This window comes from Bifidobacterium sp. RTP21102st3_E2_RTP21102_210122 (assembly GCF_040916945.1).
GTDB classification, from domain to species: Bacteria; Actinomycetota; Actinomycetes; order Actinomycetales; family Bifidobacteriaceae; genus Bifidobacterium; species Bifidobacterium longum.
Genome location: NZ_JBCPAN010000004.1, coordinates 39,285 through 56,037, shown reverse-complemented (window position 1 = coordinate 56,037; position 16,753 = coordinate 39,285). Strand labels below are relative to the sequence as shown.

Sequence of the window (16,753 nt, the reverse complement as noted above, 5' to 3'; positions counted from 1 at the left end):
AGGGGGACATATGGACGCGGAAAGGGACACGGACGGGACGACGGACGCGCACGAGGGGGACCACACGCCCGCGGACGGTGCCGGGACGGAGGGCGAAGGCGGCAAGCCGGACACTAGGCCGGGCGACAGACTCGCGACCATCCGACGCACGCTGTGGTGGATAGGACTGGCGCTACAGCTCCCATTCGCTTTGACTCTGATCCATTTTGATACCCCTTACCTGATATTGGAGCGTATCCTATGCGCTATTCCGCCAAGACTGGCAAGCGACCCGTCATCAATCGTCGGCATTCCCGCACTTGAAACGGAATGGTGTCGAGAATTCCTGGCACTAGTCCTGGGCGCAGTTTGCTGGGTTACAGCTGGAGTAATGAGATTAGTTGCGGACAGCCCATCAAACCATGGAAAAGAAACCCTTCCTGTACGCATCTTCGCCGGAATCATCACCATCATCGTATTGATGGCCACCGGTATTACAGGACTCTTCCTCGGCATAGCGGCCTTTTAGAAGTTTCCCCGTATCTGGCAGAGGAATTCCAAATCGAAAGCACAACAGCGAATGTGTGGGCAGACGACACATCTGCCCACACATAATGCATTATGCGAGCTACCGTCTTGGCTGATCAATGAATGCAGCGAACGCCCGAGCACTCACTTCAGCTTCCTGCTTATATAGACTGACGCCAGTTAGCGATATAGCGGTCCAACGACTTGATAATCAAGGAAGCCTTAACGTCCGGCCCGAGCACCCTCGCATCGGATGTACGAAAACTTTCCGCAGAAATCGACCAGCTCAAGGTCGACTCGTTCCTTCCACCACGCAGGCAATCCTTAGACAAGTAGTTCAGCATGCAACGCCAGATCGGTACCGTGACCCATGCGCCCGCGGTACCATTAGAGACTCCGACGCTCTCATTTTACATTTTCATGAGCGAGATTTGACGCTACTACAACATTTTATGAGGGAGATTCTGGTCTAAATGCACATTTCATGAGGAAGATTCTCCTAATCCACTACCGCTGCGCAAGAAGGTGGACAAGGAAGAGCTCAGCCACGGCAAGAGGGAGGGCTACACCTACCTCATCCTGTGCACCATCTCGGGCGTCGCGGCGGGCCTGCAGAACACGGGCTGATTTTCGGCTGACCGCCTAGATGACGCGAACGGGGAGGTTCCGTGCCGATTGACGGCGCGGGCCTCCCCGTTCGCGTCGCACGGCCCTAGACTGGCCGGCGACGGCGCGCACGGAACGGGCGCGCGGGCCGAGCGACAGACTCGGATGATCGGAGGGGGACATATGGACGCGGAAAGGGACACGGACGGGACGACGGACGCGCACGAGGGGGACCACACGCCCGCGGACGGTGCCGGGACGGAGGGCGAAGGCGGCAAGCCGGACACTAGGCCGGGCGACAAACTCGCGACCATCCGACGCACGCTGTGGTGGATAGGACTGGTATTGCTATCCCCTTCTGTTATTGGCTGGTTTGGTCCTCATGATGGCAACTACGATGTCGCTTGCCGGATATTAACAACGTTTTCCCCTCCTTGTGGGAAAACGCCGGCTGAACAAATCGTCTATTCTCATCGGCTTCTGGCGACATTAGGTGCTGGACTCGTCTGCTGGCTTGCAGTCGCAATCCTCCATATTGCGCAGCTGTTCGTTGATGATCAGTTCCCCGGTGTTTCTCAGCCGCTTCCCAATAAGCACATCTTTGCAAAAATCGCAACATTCATCATCTCGCTCTTCAGTCTGCTGCTCTTCATGTTCTATCTCTGGGCAACCGCAATGGAGGAAGGCTGGTAGACGTCGTGTCTCTTCGCCAAGCAGCCGCGTCTGTATGCAGTTAATGAATCGGTGAGGCAGTCTCTGGAATCTTCCTCACCGATTCATTAGCTAGCCTCTATCGACGCGGACTCTCCAGATAAGCAGCATACATCCGCGCAAGGGTGTCTGCTTCTGCCACATCAGGAAGCCTATCGGCATGAGAAGCATCTTTCAATGCTTTAGCTGAATACCAAATATTGTCAAAGATCCCGAAGTCAATGCCATCGACCAGTTTCTGGAACGCCGCAGCAAGGTTGTCAGAATTGTTCTCGAATCGCTTGTCATAGAATCGTTTAATCCTGTTCGCCTCACTTTGTTTAAATACATCACGCATCGATGTAGACAACGAAGTATCGGATGGGTGAGTAATCATATACTGAGCAATTAGCCATGCATCTGCATCCGCAAGAACGTCATCGTACCCGAATCCTTCGTCCTTCCCAAGGTGCTTATAGAGCCATGCTGCCAAGTCGGTATGCTTGCCGTCACGGCGATAGGCACCCCAGATCTGCAACAAGTCGAGAGGCCAGCCACCTAAATCGCCTAGACCATATTTGGCTGGATTGTTTTCGATACCCCATGTCAGGTATCCGAGAGCAGTTGCAGCCATGTGTGCAACATCTCGAGTCGATGGCAGTTTCTCTTTAATTGAAGGCTGTGCTTCGCATACATTGGCACATACCACACGCGCCGCGTCCAAGTCGGGCGGAGTCGAAACTTCAGGAGTATATGCGTGCCACATTGCTTGTGTCCCGCTACCGCCTTCCGACCAGTATTCAGGTTTGCGGAGCCATTCCAGGATGAATTGACCGATGCTGTCCTCGTAAACCGCTACCTGGGTACCCAGAGCGGCAAGGGCTTTGCGACACTCCTGCTCCGTGACGGCGACCCATCTTAGCAGCGGATCCGTTTCTGGCGAGACGGGATCGGGATCAGGCGCAGGCACTGGCACGGCAGGCAACAGTGAAGCGCATGCTGATACCTTCCCGGAATAGGCAACACGGTCCAGATCCCAGCCCTGGCCCTTGTAATCGTCAATCTCGGTGAACTGGTCATAGACCCAACCGTCCGGGATGGGGAAGCCGAGATTGCCCGAGAATCCCGTCGACATGTCGGACACAAACGCGTTACTCGCGCATCCCGCACCGATGACGCGGGAACAAATATTGCGGGACGCGTAAATCCCTACTCCGTATCCACCACCAAGAGACGAACAAACCGCACGGAAGTATGGCAGGATATTGCTGGTCACTTGGTCATCGGTCGCATCGAAGTCTACAGCGAAGTAGATATGGGTGGGAGGGATGCCAAGACGCTGCGCCGCCTCACGAGCGGTCTTGGCATGAGCAGCGCCGTTTGCCGGGGTGAAATGTTCCAGCTTCGTGGAGTACTCCTGAAAAATCGGGAAGAACCGCATGCCGCCCTTAGTGATGCGCTCGAGCTCACCCGGACGGATGGCCTTAAAGTAATCCTTGGGCGCCAACGACGACTGGCCAGGCTCCGTCAGATAACGTCCCACGATTTCATACCCGTTTGCCTTCAACGTCGCCAACCTAGCGTCGGTAATTTCGAACCTAGTGTCACAGGCCACACACGGGCGATCAGGATCACCTTTAGATGTCAACAAGCTCATCCACGTGGTCGAATCAATAGAGCCCGTCACAGCAATGGCATAACGCTCCTGGAACGCTTTCACGATATTGGCGAACGTGCTCGTCCATACGAAGGTCGGCCCGCCCCCGATCCCATTACACGCCAAAGCCGTGCTGGCGAGCCAGACCCACGACTCATTAGAGGATGCGTTATTTGCTGTTATCGTCTTCAAACGAGATCTAGTTCCGTTGCCGAAATTCCCCGTTGCCTCACTGGGCGAAAAACCTTCAAGTGACTGAAGCACTTGGATGAGCGCCGTGTTCATCTCCCTGCCGTACAGTCCATCAGTCGGAATGATGCCCGTGTATGGACGATATGCTTTGTTGATGAACTGCTGTGCCCTACGGACGGAGTCGATACCGCCATAAGAGGCCAGCAGCACGAACTGCTTCATCGAGAGCAACGCCCCCATGATCTCAACGTCTACGCTGGAGTCTCCCTCTATGCCCATATCGGTTTTAAGCTTCCTGATCGCGGAACCTGTTCCGTCGTAGAAATGCTGTGAGATGTTGCCACCAGTGGAGTAGCCCTTGCACCACAGCGCCCCCTGAATGATGGAATACACGTTGGAAGTGCTCTTGTCCGCAGCGGCCTGCTGCCGCACCCCATTCGGATACCGCTTCTTGAATAACCGCTGGGTGGAAGGACCGAAGTTATCGGCAGTGGACTGGATGCCCAATTCAATCTGCAATGCGCGAGTAAGCGCATAGATTGTCGGCCAACCAGTTCTGCCGTCCGGGTTGATTTTCTTGAATCGGGGATCATTCCCGTATGTCTTGTTCAGCCACTGCTGCGTCTGCAGCACCATCTGATCAGTCATGATGTCCTCCTTCGGGACCTGTTGCTGAAGGCAGACCCAATATCTGCCCTCACCTGCACTGCCGTTTCGCCACGAGGTGTTAACCTCGGGCGTTTCATCTGGCATGGCGTCTGCGATGAACTCTGCGATTTTCGGTGTCTAACTCCAACCGAAACATAGTGTTTCCCTTACAACGACTTCCATCACACTGTGTATTGTCGCAGCGATCAGTGCGCATGTTTTCCGTCATGACACCTACAGCTTTGGCCATAGCCAAAATGTCTCCGCATGCATCGAAGTCATATGACGGGCTTCCTTTCACTCTGATAACACTGAAATGAACCATTAATGCTCCTTTCTTTCACAAACTGATGATGTTGTCGTGTTCTTCGTTTCTTTGCTTTCGTCGCGAATAGCGGCACGAATTTTGCGCACAGCCGTTGAAAGCTGTTTGGACACCGCAGCTCGGGACACGCCCAGCTCTCGTGCCATATCTGATTGAGATGCCCCCTTTACCAGTACACCCCTGACGATATTGCGCTGACCTGCTGGCAGTTTTTCGATCTCCGCAAAGATAGCTTGCAAACAGTTAGCTCTTTCTCTCGCATCCTCCGCGCATAAGAGAATATCCTCAGAAGAAGCAGAACACCCCTGGGGTTCCCGCCCTGCACCAACCAAATCCTCATAGGAGCAAATAACTCCGCTGACACGGTCCGATCGATAATAAGCGTGAGCGGAACGTTCCTCCGCATTCCACAATTCCTGAAGTATCGTTTGAGGGGTACGTAGTGCAATATCACGTGGCGAACAACCCATACGGATTGCGCGCAAACATCTATCGCGTTCAACCATCGTCCGTAATTCCACTTCCGAACAGTTGTATATATCAGTTACGGACACATTACCGGCGCGCATTGCCTCATGTTTCAATGAAATTCTCATTCCAGTCTCGATCCCACCCAGTTATTGGGTCTTCGAGACCTGCTTGCATAGGCCACCACATGAGCATCCAACCTGCTGGATAAGCATGACGCGTCAGTTCAGGAGAAAACCGACGCGTCACCATGAATAAGCAGGCAGATCTCATGCATGTGATTAGTTAAAAGCCCCAGTCAGCTTCACTGCGGCACAACGGATGAACAGCCCAATGCCCTACTTCTATAACCGGTTATCGCATGACATCGAGTTGAAGAAGAAATTACGATGTGTCTGGTCTCAAATCCTTTCAATAGACGAAAGTTGCGCTTCTCTGATCCAGCTGTAAGCGGCGTATACTGGCGATATTCCAGTGTTTTACCGGCTTATTCGTCTGAATCTGGCTTCCATCGTAGGAACAGTGACCTCATGGGAAGGCGACGGATGAAGACAAATGGAGACGAGAAGGAGACTCACTTGGCCGAAACTACTGCTACCTATGCTCTGGGAGTCTTCTGTCAGCTCGTAAACCCTTATATATCTGGCGTAGACCACCACAAAAAGGGATTTATGAAGGATTTCTTCGATGCTGTGTTAGAGGATGACGGTCTAAGAAATCCACTTCCCCAACATCATCGAAACCGCAAACCCGGAAAGACCACTATTACCACCGGGGTCTGGTCTGGAATCAACGATACTGATCTGACTCGTTTTTATAACGGTCGCAAGAAGATTCCTGCCTGGAAAGCCGCCGAGTTTTATCAGCGCCTAGATATCTCGAAAGTAGAACGTCTTTGCTGCGATATCAGCATTGATGCCCTTGCCGATTTTCAAAAGGAGCTTATCAAGGCAAATATTAGAGTTACGGATATCAGTGAGCTTCCTTCTGCCACAGGAAAATGGCTTCTGTCAATACTCCAGGCGAATGCCGGTGGACGTGACATTCTCGTCGACGGCATAAGCTTTCAGCCGAAATTCGATTTTTTCGAAAACTTACCTCTGGCGTCTGGTCGCATCAACAACGGCAAATTGCACCTTGGGCGCTCTTCGGTCCCCTGGAAGGCTTATCCAATTCCACCGGATAAACCAGATGATCATCTTGAAAAGACATACCTCACGCAGATGCAAGCCGCCTATGCCGATCACTTGCACAAGCCAATCAACTGTTCCGACGATCTTCCTCAGACATGTCGTCCTGAATACGCCAAGCAACGTGAATATTTTTACGATGCGGAAGGAATGCGCAGGAATCTACGGGATGTTATAGAAAACGGAGAGCAAGAATTTGATGCACTGAAGGTTGATCTTTATGACGGAATATGCGATACCTGCGCATCTGATTACGCCGATGGACTGTTACGCATGCGAGCAACGCTATCTCAGGCAGCCGGTTTCCCCCTATCCGGTTCAGTTATAGCCCAATTCCCATCAATGATTAAGGCAGCGGAAAAGAAAGGGCTGTGTCATATGCTGGTCAACGACCATATGCTGGAGTGGGTACACGAAAATGAATAATTCATTATTTAACACAACACAGGAAACAGCAACACGATTGACATTATGCCTTCCCCTTCTTTCTAGACCTTCCACAATTGACGAAATCACAGCCATTGACCTTATCGCCACCTATATGAAAACATTCGGATTCGGACAGCGCAATCTTCACGGCGATGGTCCACATGCTTTAGCCGAATATGATGCTCGTCGCAAACGAATACAAGCAGGATTAGCCCAACTCGTAATCGTTGGAGCAGCAACCGTGGATTCCACTTGCCTGTTGTACCGCGCCACTCCGGAATGTTTCCAATATTCGGAAGCATTGCACGGCGATTACGCTGCCTCCTATCGACAGGCTGTTCAGCTCTTGATAAAAACGATTATGAAACCATCATGAACCGAATAACGAAAGAGAACAACCAGTTCTTGTAAACACATGGATACGTCGAATTTCGGCAATCAGAAAGGACGGAGTGGAATCCGCCATTAATCTCACATGCGGGCTGAACTGCATTATCGGCGCTTCGAACACCGGGAAAACCAGAATCGCAAAAACCGTGGAATTTGCCTGCGGAGGGAAAGAGCTCCCCTTTACCGATAAAACTGCCTATGAAATTGCACAGGTCACGTTCGTGACCAACGGCGGTGAGGTTTCGCTTAGTCGTTCGATTCACGTTCAGAACACTATCCATGTAAAATCCAGCAACCCAATGATCGTCCCCGGTTCCTACTCCGTTTCATCACGTGCCGGTAAATCAATCAATACGGTTCTTCTTGCCTTACTAGGCGTTGAATCAACCCGTAGAATAGCGACAAACGAAACCTACCATACAGTTGCTTTCACATGGAATGCCATCAGACATCTCATGATTGTCCCCGAGGACCAAATAGGACGTGCACGCCCCTCCATTCTTTTCCCCAAAAGTACCTCTCTAGCAACTCTCACACAAAGTCTGTCCTCGTTGCTCGTGCTAGTTCAAGATGAAAAAATCGACAACTCCATACAGACAGAGAGTGCCAGCGAACGTCACGCCCGCAGAAAAGCCGTGGAACAGTTCATCCATCAGCAGTTGGATGATATAGAGCCTCGCATCAGACACCTTGAGGAGATGCGCCATATCGCAACAAATGAGGGGAAGACCATTCACACCTATTTGGAAGACCTTCACAAAAAAGCATTACACGTAGAACAGCAAAGACAAACTCTCCTCAATCGAGATGCCCATACCATCTCACATATCTCTCAGCTTAATCAACAATATGAGCACCTTGAGGTACTTATTCGCCAACGTAAGGTACTTATCAGTCAATACGAATCAGACGCTGCACGTCTTGATTTGCAACTACAGGCAATGAAACATGCCCGCACACATGCCTATCCCGCCACATGTCAGTTTTGCCACAGCCCCATCCACATGTCTGTGCCGACTGAACAGGACATTCTAATCGTCTCAACAGAAATTGAGCATATCCACAGAATCCAAGCAGACGTTGAAACCGATCTAGCCATCCTCGTCGACAAAGCCGATGAGGTGCAACAGGAGCTGCATCTGGAGAAACAGCAGCATCGGCAAAATATGCATTCGCTCAAATCCGACATTCAACCAACAGCGCAGCACATGCAACAAGATATTGAGCAAATTGCCCATGCAGAACAATTGCATGCGGAATATGCGGAACTCATAGCGCTGCATGCTCGTTTCAACAAGGCACTCGATGACGCTGGTCAAGCAACACAGAATGATGAAAAATACAAGCCACGCGAATGTTTCCAGAGTGATTTCTGGTATTCCATGAATAACACCATACGCAGCATTCTGCAACAATGTCATTTTCAAGGTGCTGATACTGCAGATTTCAGCAGATCTTCTTTTGATGTCGAAATAGCAGGGTATTCCAAGGCTGATGAACAAGGCAAGGGATACTGCGCATTTCTTAACAGCGTTGTTATGCTCGCATTTCATGATTATCTCAATGAACAGTCAAAGCATACTCCGGGTTGGCTGCTTATTGATACGCCTCTGCATGGGTTTGACGAAGGAATACGACCCCTGGAAGACTCATCCATGAAAGTGGGCCTGTTTTCCTATCTAGCGAAACAAGCGGTTTCACAACAAATCATCATTATCGAAAACACGAATCACATGGCTGGCATTCCTCTTGACGATAACATCAATATCGTCGAATTCTCGAAGGACAAGCACAACGGACGATACGGATACTTGGACGGGATTTACGATGTGTCTGACGAAAGTTAACGGCGGTCCCAAATCAAGTCACCTTGTCGAGGAGCGAACCCGCGCAGCCGCACTCCCCATGATTTTCCAAAGCCATTGACCGGACTAACTTGAGCGCATCGTGGGCGACCAGTGGCCGCTGCAGCACCGCCACGTGCTCGGCCAGGCCATCCGCATCCGCTCCCCATACGTGGACGCGTTGTCCGTCACCCAGGTGCTGGCGCTCAAGTCGCTGCGCAAGAAGGTGGACAAGGAAGAGCTCTCGCAAAGCCAGCAGGCAGGATTCATCTATCTGATCCTCTGCACCGTTTCAGGTGTTGCTGCCGGCCTGCAGAACACAGGCTGATCTACACACCAGCGCATATGGGGAAGCCCCGCTCACATCGAGCAGAGCTTCCCCGTTTCGTGTACATCTTTCACCATCTTGCAATAATTCTTACATGTAAACAGAGAGTTCTTGCATGTAAGAATTATTGAAAGGTGATGAAAGAACTTACTTTCACGCGCGCCAATCATCCCAACACGTATCGGGATGACGGCCCATTCCCCTCGCGGCGCAACTTGCCCGCATCCTCTAGCTTCTTCAACAACCGGTATGCACTGATATAGCTCAGGCCAAACAAATCCATGACATCCGCCGTAGTGACGACACCATCATTTTTTTCGGCGAACTCCAGAACAAGGCCACTGCGCCGGGTGGCATCGATGTCACGCTGGCGCACGTAAGACGCCAGCCCCTCTGAACGTTTGTACACTCGGGCACTCAGCATATACGAACGAGAGCTCCCGCTACCGACCCCCTCTACCAAACCAGCTTCCACCAGATTCTCAACAGCGGACACGATGCGTCGATGCTCCAAATGAGAAAAATCGCACAATTGGACCACGGTAAGCCTACGATGCTCACGCAGCAGCGAGAGCACAATCAGTGACCAGACCGGCAATGGAGCCCCACGTCGACGTTCCTCGTCGCCAATCATGGTTACGAATGCCTCGTCAGGTACCACGCGGCGGAGGAACAGAATGACTTCTTCGGCACTGGACTGTGAATAATCCGGGAAAGAACCGCCTGCCGCAATCGACCCGGCATAGATGGTATCCACACCTCGCCCGGTACGTTCAACATATCCGGCAGCTTTCAGAATCAGAGCAAGCTGCGGATTACGGGAACGCGGTTGTGCAGTAAGCAGGTTATCTTCGGAGACACCCTCTATGAATCCTCCGGGGTTGGCTATGGTCAACCCATCCTCATCAACCAGGAATCTCACCGAACCCATTCGTGCATAATCGCGATGGCAGAAAGCGTTAATCATTGCCTCACGGAATGCCCCTCGATCGAAGTCTGGCAGATCGACACGAATCAAGCCGCTCATGACTTCGTGGCTGGGATTCCATGGCTCCATCAGCTCGCCTACACGATCAAACATATCCACCAAAGGCAACACGAACGGATCCATATTGACCTTTGGAGACATGCCTTTCATCACTTGAAAAACAGCCGATGCGGCTGGAACCGATCGATGAATAGCATCAACCGAACCAATGGTGAGCAGACCAGCAACAGATGGCTGCAATCCATACGGGCCATCAACAACCAGCTCAAGTGCCCGATCGAAATCCTCATCAGTAAAAGACAACAACGAGTTTTGCGCATTGGCACTGCGAATATGGCTTCTCAACTTGTTCCGTGAGTCTGGATTCAAATCGTCCAACCGAGCCTCTGGTGCAGGTTGCGCGCTGAAATCGTAGAACCGTTGTTGAGATAAACGGCTAATGAATTGGGAAACAAACAGCGGAACGACCTCAGGCGAGCCGTCTGCTTTCAGCCGGCGCTGCAATGTCTTCCCCTGACTGGTAGATACGATTTGCTGACTGTTATCCACCTCAATACTGACTATCGGCACCTCGTTCTCATACAAGAGCGCCACGCGAGCGGGAAGCTGCGGAACAGTCTTATTGAAAATTAGTGCCGCAAGTCCATTGATATTGCGATGCTCGTCACATACGCCGGTCACAGTGCCATCGTCTTCAATACCGAGATACAGTGTGCCGCCTTCGGTATTGGCTAGAGCCACTACGTTGTCAACAATTTCATCATGCGATTGAGGGCGCTTCTGCTCGCTCTTGAACTCAACCGTCAAACTTTCTTTGGCCGGCAACATGAGCATCCCCTTTCACCATCTTGCAATAATTCTTACATGTTAACAGAGAGTTCTTACATGTAAGAATTATTGCAAGATGGTGAAAGGGGTAAAGAGCAATCCATCCTGTCATCTCCAGCAACTTAAATCCGATCATCGCTGCTTTCGGCATATCTGATATCAGCCGCTGGTGCCAGTCCAATCACCCAATTGAAGCTCAACACGGCCAAAGACTCTACGCCGCAGTGGATTCGCGCTCGATGAGCTTATAGCCCACATTCACGGTCTGCGGGAAGAACTCGTCGTCCAGGTTCTCGATACGCCGCATAAGCAAGGTCAGCGCGGTATCCGCCATGCCCTTGAAATCGGTGGCCACGGTGGTCAAAGTCGGCACGCTGTACATGCTCTGGCTCAGGCCGTCGAAGCCGATAACGCGCACATCGCCCGGCACACTTACGCCATCGTCCGCCAGACCACGCAGAATACCGAGCGCAATACCGTCGTTCAGGCAGTACAGACCGTCGTACTTGCACTTGCCTTTCTTGGCCAAGCCGCGCCCGGCCTCGATACCGCCGTCAATTGACCACGAGGATTTGATGAAATCACGGCGCTCGTCAAACGGCAGTCCGGCCGCGAGAATCGTCTCCTTGGCGGCCCGCATACGAATATCACGCGAGCCGGGAATGATGTTGGGATTGTTGGGATCGTGATTGTCGCCGACGATGCCGATGCGCGCACAGCCACGCGCGATAAGGTGTTCGATTGCCGCCCGTGAGCCGGCGTCGCTCGGCGCGTTCACGGTGTCGATGGGCAGGCTGGTGTCGTAGTTTTCCAGCATGACGGCCGGGTGCCGCTTCAGGATATCGACCGCACGTGGCGCATTGATGGCGATGATGCCGTCCGAAAACGTGTACGACAGATCGTTGTCGTCGGTAAGATACCGGGACAGTTCGATGAGCATGTGCGAGTCGCGCTTGTGCACTTCCTCAGCCACACACATGGCCAGATGGGAGAAATAGTCGCCCTCGAGGCCCGAGGTAAGGAAGGTGATGGTATCGGACCGCCCAGAACGCAGGGACCGGCCAGACAGGTTGATTTTATAGCCGAGTTTGCGGGCGGCGTCACGCACGCGTTGCGTGGTTTCGGGCTTGACGTAATCCTTGCCTCGCAGGGCCGCGGAGGCGGTGGTGGCGGTCACTCCGGCCAGTTCGCCGACATCCTTTAAGGTCACCATCGTTACCATCTCCGCATATCACGAACCTTATCGATAAGAATCCATAGTACCGCCCACATCTCAGCCGAGGATGAGACCCTCGGTCGAGGCCCTGCCCGGCGACTCGAACGCCGCGGTCACCGTGGTGAGCACCGACGCTGCAAACGAAAACATGTCAAACCAAGAAATGGACATGACGGAGTCATTGTTTTCCGAGAGGGATATGCCGCGTCCACGGGCAGACGTCACGTATCAATCACGCCGATACCGTCATATAACTGTTTTCGATGTGAGAAAGCTCATAGCTTCCGACCACAGAAATCAGCCACAGCAACCCCATAACAGCGTTATAGTTCTGTTTGTCGGCGTCGACAAGAGCCAGCAGCGCCGATGAAATGCACACCAAGGATGTTTAGCGAATTGTTCGCAGTTCGCACGATTCGATTTGATTCGATTCGTGCAGCCCGGATGGTTCACGGGGGCATGCCGTCGTGATGTGCGTGGATATGGGCGATACGACTCTCGTTCGGGCCGGCAGGCCATCGTACACCAGTTACGAAAGGATCCGCCCATATATGGCAAGGTTTACCGAGAATCGTTGGACCAGCGCGATTATCCCTGCACTGCTGATTCATATCCCAATCGGTACCGTCTATTGCTGGAGCGTGTTCAAGCAGCTTATCGCTGACCGTCTCCACGCCAGCCCCGCCTCCGTGGAATGGGGCTTCTCACTCGCCATCTTCTTCCTCGGCATGTCCGCCGCGTTTGCCGGGCCAATGGTGGAGAAAAACATCAAGAAATCCGCACTCGTCTCCATGGTCTGCTTCGTGGTCGGCTTCGCCGGCACGGGCGTGAGCATCGCCCTGAACTTCCTGCCGGGCGTGTTCATCTGTTATGGCGCGATCATGGGCATCGGCCTGGGCGTCGGTTATCTGACTCCGGTCAAGAACCTGATGCTTTGGTTCGCCGACAACAAGGGCCTCGCCACCGGCATCGCCGTCGCCGGCTTCGGCCTGGCCAAGGCCATTGCCAGCCCACTGATGGAATATCTCATCGGCACGGTTGGCCTGGTCAGCATGTTCTTCATCCTCGCCGCGGTCTACGCGGTGATGATGTTCGTCGGCTTCCTGCTCATCAAGCGTCCGGCCGGCTGGGTGTACGATCCCGCGACCTCACACGTCAGCCGCAAGACAATCCTCAAGAAGCCCGTGTTCTGGGGCATCTGGATAGCCTTCTATATCAACATCACCTGCGGCCTGGCCCTCATCAGCCAAGAGAAGGACATCCTGCACGATGTGCTCAGGGCCTTCCCGCAGTATGCCAACCTGAGCCCCGCCAAGTTTGCCGCCGCCATCTCCGGCATCATCGGACTGGTGCTCGCCGTGGACTCCGTGTTCAACACGGCTGGCCGCGTGGGCTTCTCCACACTCTCCGACCACCTGAAGCGCCGCGAGACCGTCTATCAGGTAATCTTCATCATGTCGATTGCCGTGTGCTTGCTGCAGATCTTCACCAACAGCATCGGCAACGCTCTGCTGTGGGCCGTGCTGGCCATGCTGTTCGTCGTGGCCCTGATCAGCATCAGCTTGGTCAAGTACCTCGGCGACAGAAACGTCACGAAGGCCGTCGAAGACCGAGGCTGAGCTGCCGCAAAACAACGATTCTGCCGGAGTCGGGCGCATCGATCGCATCAATCGATGTACGTCACGATTTTGGCAGAATCGTTGTTGTTGCTGTTGAGTACCTGAGGTCGTGCGGCTTACGCGCCGACCAGTTCGAGCATTTGGGGGATGCTCTTTTTGCCGAATTCGACTTGCTGGGTACCGTCGGCGTGGGTGATGACGATGCAGGGCACGCTCATCGCGCCGTACTGGTCCTTAAGTTCGGGGAAGTGCGAGACGTCGTAGGCTTCGGCGCGCACGGCCGGGCTCAGGGAGGCAATGCGCTGGGAAGCAAGCACGGTTTCCGGGCACATCGTGCAGGTGAGCGAGACGAGGATCATGATGTTCAGCGGGTCCGTGATGGACTTCGCGCGTTCGACCAGGTCGTCGCCCAGCGGCTGGCCGGGACCGGCCGCGTTGTACAGGCCGAGCACGAACGAGTTGAACTCATGGCCGGAAGGTACGCCGTGGAAGGCCAGACCGGTGAAGACCAGTGAACCATTGCCGTCCTTGCCGGCCTTGCCGTCGCCCTCAGCCGGCACGCAGATGCGCACAGTTGGGCGGGCGAGCGGCAGGACGTCGGCGACGTCGAATGTGGCGCGGCCGGAATCGTCCAACGAACCATAAGTGGGCAGTTCGGTGCCGTCCGGCAAGGTGACGGACAGCGGTTCGCCGACCACCAAAGAAGTAGGCACAGAAGCACCATCCACCGCCGTGATCAGCCCTGCGGCATCAACGACAACCGAGTTCAGCTTGCCGCCGGACAGCGCAACCATCTCGCCGATGAAACCCTGCAATTCCGCCGAAAGCGGAGTGCCGTCCAGTTCGAGAGCGAGCGTGACCGGGCGGGTCATGCGTCCGAAGACCACGCCAAGCTGCTGCTTGACGGCGGCGGAGAACAGTTCGCCGGGCTTCTTGGCGGCGCTGGCTGCGGCTGCGGCATCGGCGCTGCGTTTGGCGGGAGCCGGGGCGGGCGTCGTGTCAGCGGCCGAGGCGGCGGAGGCGGCCTTGGCCTCGGACTCCTCATAAGCGGAAGCAGTGGGACGCGGCGGCACCAAGCCGGTTTTCTCGCTCATCTGCTTGGCGTAACGCTCCAGTTCCACGGCGGCAATCGCACCGTCGGCGGTGGCGGTGACCACTTGGCGCAGGTTCTTGACGCGCAGATCGCCGGCCGCGTACACGCCCGGCACCGAGGTTTCGAGGTAGTCGTGCGTGACCACGTAACCGTGGTCGTCGAGCTCCACCACGCCGCGCACCAGATCGGTGGCGGGCACATAGCCGGCGAACACGAAGACGCCGAAGGTGCCGGCGTCGGCGGGCTTCCACGTTTCGGTCTGGCCGGTGGCAAGGTTCAGGATTGAGGCTTCTCGCAGGCCTCCTTGGCCGGCGGTGACGCCCTTCAGCTCGACCTGATAACGCACGTCGATCTTCGGGTTGTTCTTGGCTTCGGCGGCCACTGCGGCATCGCAGGTGAAGTCCGGTTCGCGCACGAGCACGGTGACTTTGGAGGCGTATTTGGTCAGGAACACGGATTCCTCGGCTGCGGCGAATCCGCCGCCGACCACCAGTACTTCCTTGCCGGTGAAGAACTCGCCGTCGCAGGTGGCGCAGTAGGCCACGCCGCGGCCGGCGTACTCGGCCTCGCCCTCGAAGCCCAGCTTGCGCGGGCTGGCGCCGGTGGCGATGAGGATGCCGAAGGTCTTGAGGTCGCCGCGTGAGGTGTGCACGGTTTTGATGTCACCATCCACGTCGAGACCGGTGGCTTCGGCGGAGAGGAATTCGGCACCGAAGTCCTGAGCCTGCTGGCGCATGGTCTGGGTGAGTGCGCGGCCCGTGGTGCGGCCCACGCCCGGATAGTTGACGACTTCGTTGGTGATGGTGATCTGGCCGCCGAAATCGTCCTTTTCGAGAATCAGCACGCGGTAGCGAGCGCGGGCCAGGTACAGGCCGGCCGTCAGGCCAGCAGGCCCGCCACCAATGACGACGACGTCATAGAGATTGTTGGTCTGAGTCATGAAAACTCCCTTACATACACTGGCTCCCCTCTCTGAGGGGAGCTGTCGTAGTGAGACTGAGGGGAGCATATCGGATCAGGCTAGCTCTCGCGAGCACTCCCCCCAGTCGCTTTCAGCGACAGCTCCCCTCAGAGAGGGGAGCCAAGGTTACCGCCTATTCAGTGTCGATCACAGCTGGCCGACGAGGTCGAGGCTGGGCTCGATGGTTTCCTCGCCAGGGGTCCAGTTGGCGGGGCAGACCTGGTCGCCGTGCTCGTGGACGAACTGGGAGGCCTGCACGCGGCGCAGCAGCTCCTCGGCGTTGCGGCCCACGTTGGAGGAGATGACCTCGTAGGCCACGACCTTGCCCTCCGGGCTCACGATGAAGTCGCCACGCTCGGCCACGCCATCGGCCTCGTTGTAGGTGTCGAGATCCTTGGCCAGCAGGGCGGTCGGGTCGGCAAGCATCGGGTACTCGATCTTGGCGATCTTCTCGTTGGCGTCGTGCCAGGCCTTGTGCACGAAGTGGGTGTCGCAGGAGACGGAGTAGATCTCGCAGCCGATTTCCTTGAACTTGGCGTAGTTCTTGGCCAGGTCTTCAAGCTCGGTGGGGCACACGAAGGTGAAGTCGGCCGGGTAGAAGAAGAACAGGGACCAGTGGCCGAGCACATCGTCCTTGGTCACTTCGTGGAACTCGTTGTTCTGGAATGCGTTCACCTTGAAATCGGTCAGTTCATGCTGCAGAAGAGTCATCATCGGTCCTTTCGGGAATTGTTAATCTTCAAGCGTTTACCACCACCTATCGTAATGTGGTGA

The 16,753-nt window shown here is 54.6% G+C and carries 12 protein-coding genes and 1 pseudogene; 7 read left to right on the top strand and 6 right to left on the bottom strand.

The window, feature by feature from the left end; translation table 11 throughout:
- Window positions 1-190 precede the first annotated feature (190 nt).
- A complete protein-coding gene (locus tag AB5287_RS06040; RefSeq protein ID WP_138267181.1) occupies window positions 191-508 on the top strand; it encodes a hypothetical protein in 318 nt (105 codons plus the stop codon).
- Between the two features lie 788 nt (window positions 509-1,296).
- Window positions 1,297-1,806 (top strand): hypothetical protein, encoded by a 510-nt coding sequence (locus tag AB5287_RS06035; RefSeq protein WP_229090441.1) that lies wholly within the window; start codon window positions 1,297-1,299, stop codon window positions 1,804-1,806.
- A gap of 97 nt (window positions 1,807-1,903) precedes the next feature.
- Here the strand turns inward: AB5287_RS06035 and AB5287_RS06030 are convergent, their stop codons facing one another.
- Together AB5287_RS06030 and AB5287_RS06025 are read right to left on the bottom strand one after the other, a co-directional pair.
- Window positions 1,904-4,300 (bottom strand): glycoside hydrolase domain-containing protein, encoded by a 2,397-nt coding sequence (locus AB5287_RS06030; protein WP_195525337.1) that lies wholly within the window; start codon window positions 4,298-4,300, stop codon window positions 1,904-1,906.
- Between the two features lie 324 nt (window positions 4,301-4,624).
- Window positions 4,625-5,131, bottom strand: a complete 507-nt coding sequence (locus AB5287_RS06025; protein ID WP_157821656.1) for an RNA polymerase sigma factor — start codon at window positions 5,129-5,131, stop codon at window positions 4,625-4,627.
- 540 nt (window positions 5,132-5,671) lie between these two features.
- Between AB5287_RS06025 and AB5287_RS06020 the strand changes: the two genes are divergently transcribed.
- From AB5287_RS06020 to AB5287_RS06005, 4 genes and pseudogenes are all read left to right on the top strand, one after another.
- Window positions 5,672-6,709, top strand: coding sequence for an ABC-three component system protein (locus AB5287_RS06020; protein ID WP_230319348.1), 1,038 nt, complete (start codon window positions 5,672-5,674; stop codon window positions 6,707-6,709).
- A complete protein-coding gene (locus tag AB5287_RS06015; protein WP_368220910.1) occupies window positions 6,702-7,088 on the top strand; it encodes an ABC-three component system middle component 2 in 387 nt (128 codons plus the stop codon). Before AB5287_RS06020 ends, AB5287_RS06015 begins: the two co-directional genes overlap by 8 nt.
- Window positions 7,089-7,164: 76 nt before the next feature.
- The gene (locus tag AB5287_RS06010; protein ID WP_225724325.1) at window positions 7,165-8,949 is read left to right on the top strand and encodes a hypothetical protein; all 1,785 of its coding nucleotides are present in this window, start codon (window positions 7,165-7,167) and stop codon (window positions 8,947-8,949) included.
- 94 nt (window positions 8,950-9,043) lie between these two features.
- Window positions 9,044-9,274, top strand: a pseudogene (locus AB5287_RS06005) (phosphoenolpyruvate carboxylase); the annotation flags it as partial.
- A gap of 166 nt (window positions 9,275-9,440) precedes the next feature.
- Here AB5287_RS06005 and AB5287_RS06000 read toward each other — a convergent pair.
- Together AB5287_RS06000 and AB5287_RS05995 are read right to left on the bottom strand one after the other, a co-directional pair.
- A complete protein-coding gene (locus tag AB5287_RS06000) occupies window positions 9,441-11,096 on the bottom strand; it encodes an RNA-binding domain-containing protein (protein ID WP_008783068.1) in 1,656 nt (551 codons plus the stop codon).
- A gap of 208 nt (window positions 11,097-11,304) precedes the next feature.
- Window positions 11,305-12,303 carry a LacI family DNA-binding transcriptional regulator gene (locus AB5287_RS05995; protein ID WP_032683652.1) on the bottom strand — a complete coding sequence of 333 codons (999 nt, stop codon included), beginning with the start codon at window positions 12,301-12,303 and terminating at the stop codon, window positions 11,305-11,307.
- A 554-nt stretch (window positions 12,304-12,857) separates the two neighbouring features.
- On the opposite strand from AB5287_RS05995, the gene AB5287_RS05990 reads away from it, so the two are divergent.
- Entirely contained in the window at window positions 12,858-13,925 is a 1,068-nt protein-coding gene (locus AB5287_RS05990) for an OFA family MFS transporter (RefSeq protein ID WP_368220907.1), read from the top strand.
- Window positions 13,926-14,041: 116 nt separating this feature from the next.
- On the opposite strand, the gene AB5287_RS05985 is transcribed toward AB5287_RS05990, so the two are convergent.
- A complete protein-coding gene (locus AB5287_RS05985; protein ID WP_368220905.1) occupies window positions 14,042-15,958 on the bottom strand; it encodes an FAD-dependent oxidoreductase in 1,917 nt (638 codons plus the stop codon).
- A 168-nt stretch (window positions 15,959-16,126) separates the two neighbouring features.
- Window positions 16,127-16,690, bottom strand: coding sequence for an alkyl hydroperoxide reductase subunit C (gene ahpC / locus AB5287_RS05980; protein ID WP_095346634.1), 564 nt, complete (start codon window positions 16,688-16,690; stop codon window positions 16,127-16,129).
- Window positions 16,691-16,753: the final 63 nt, after the last annotated feature.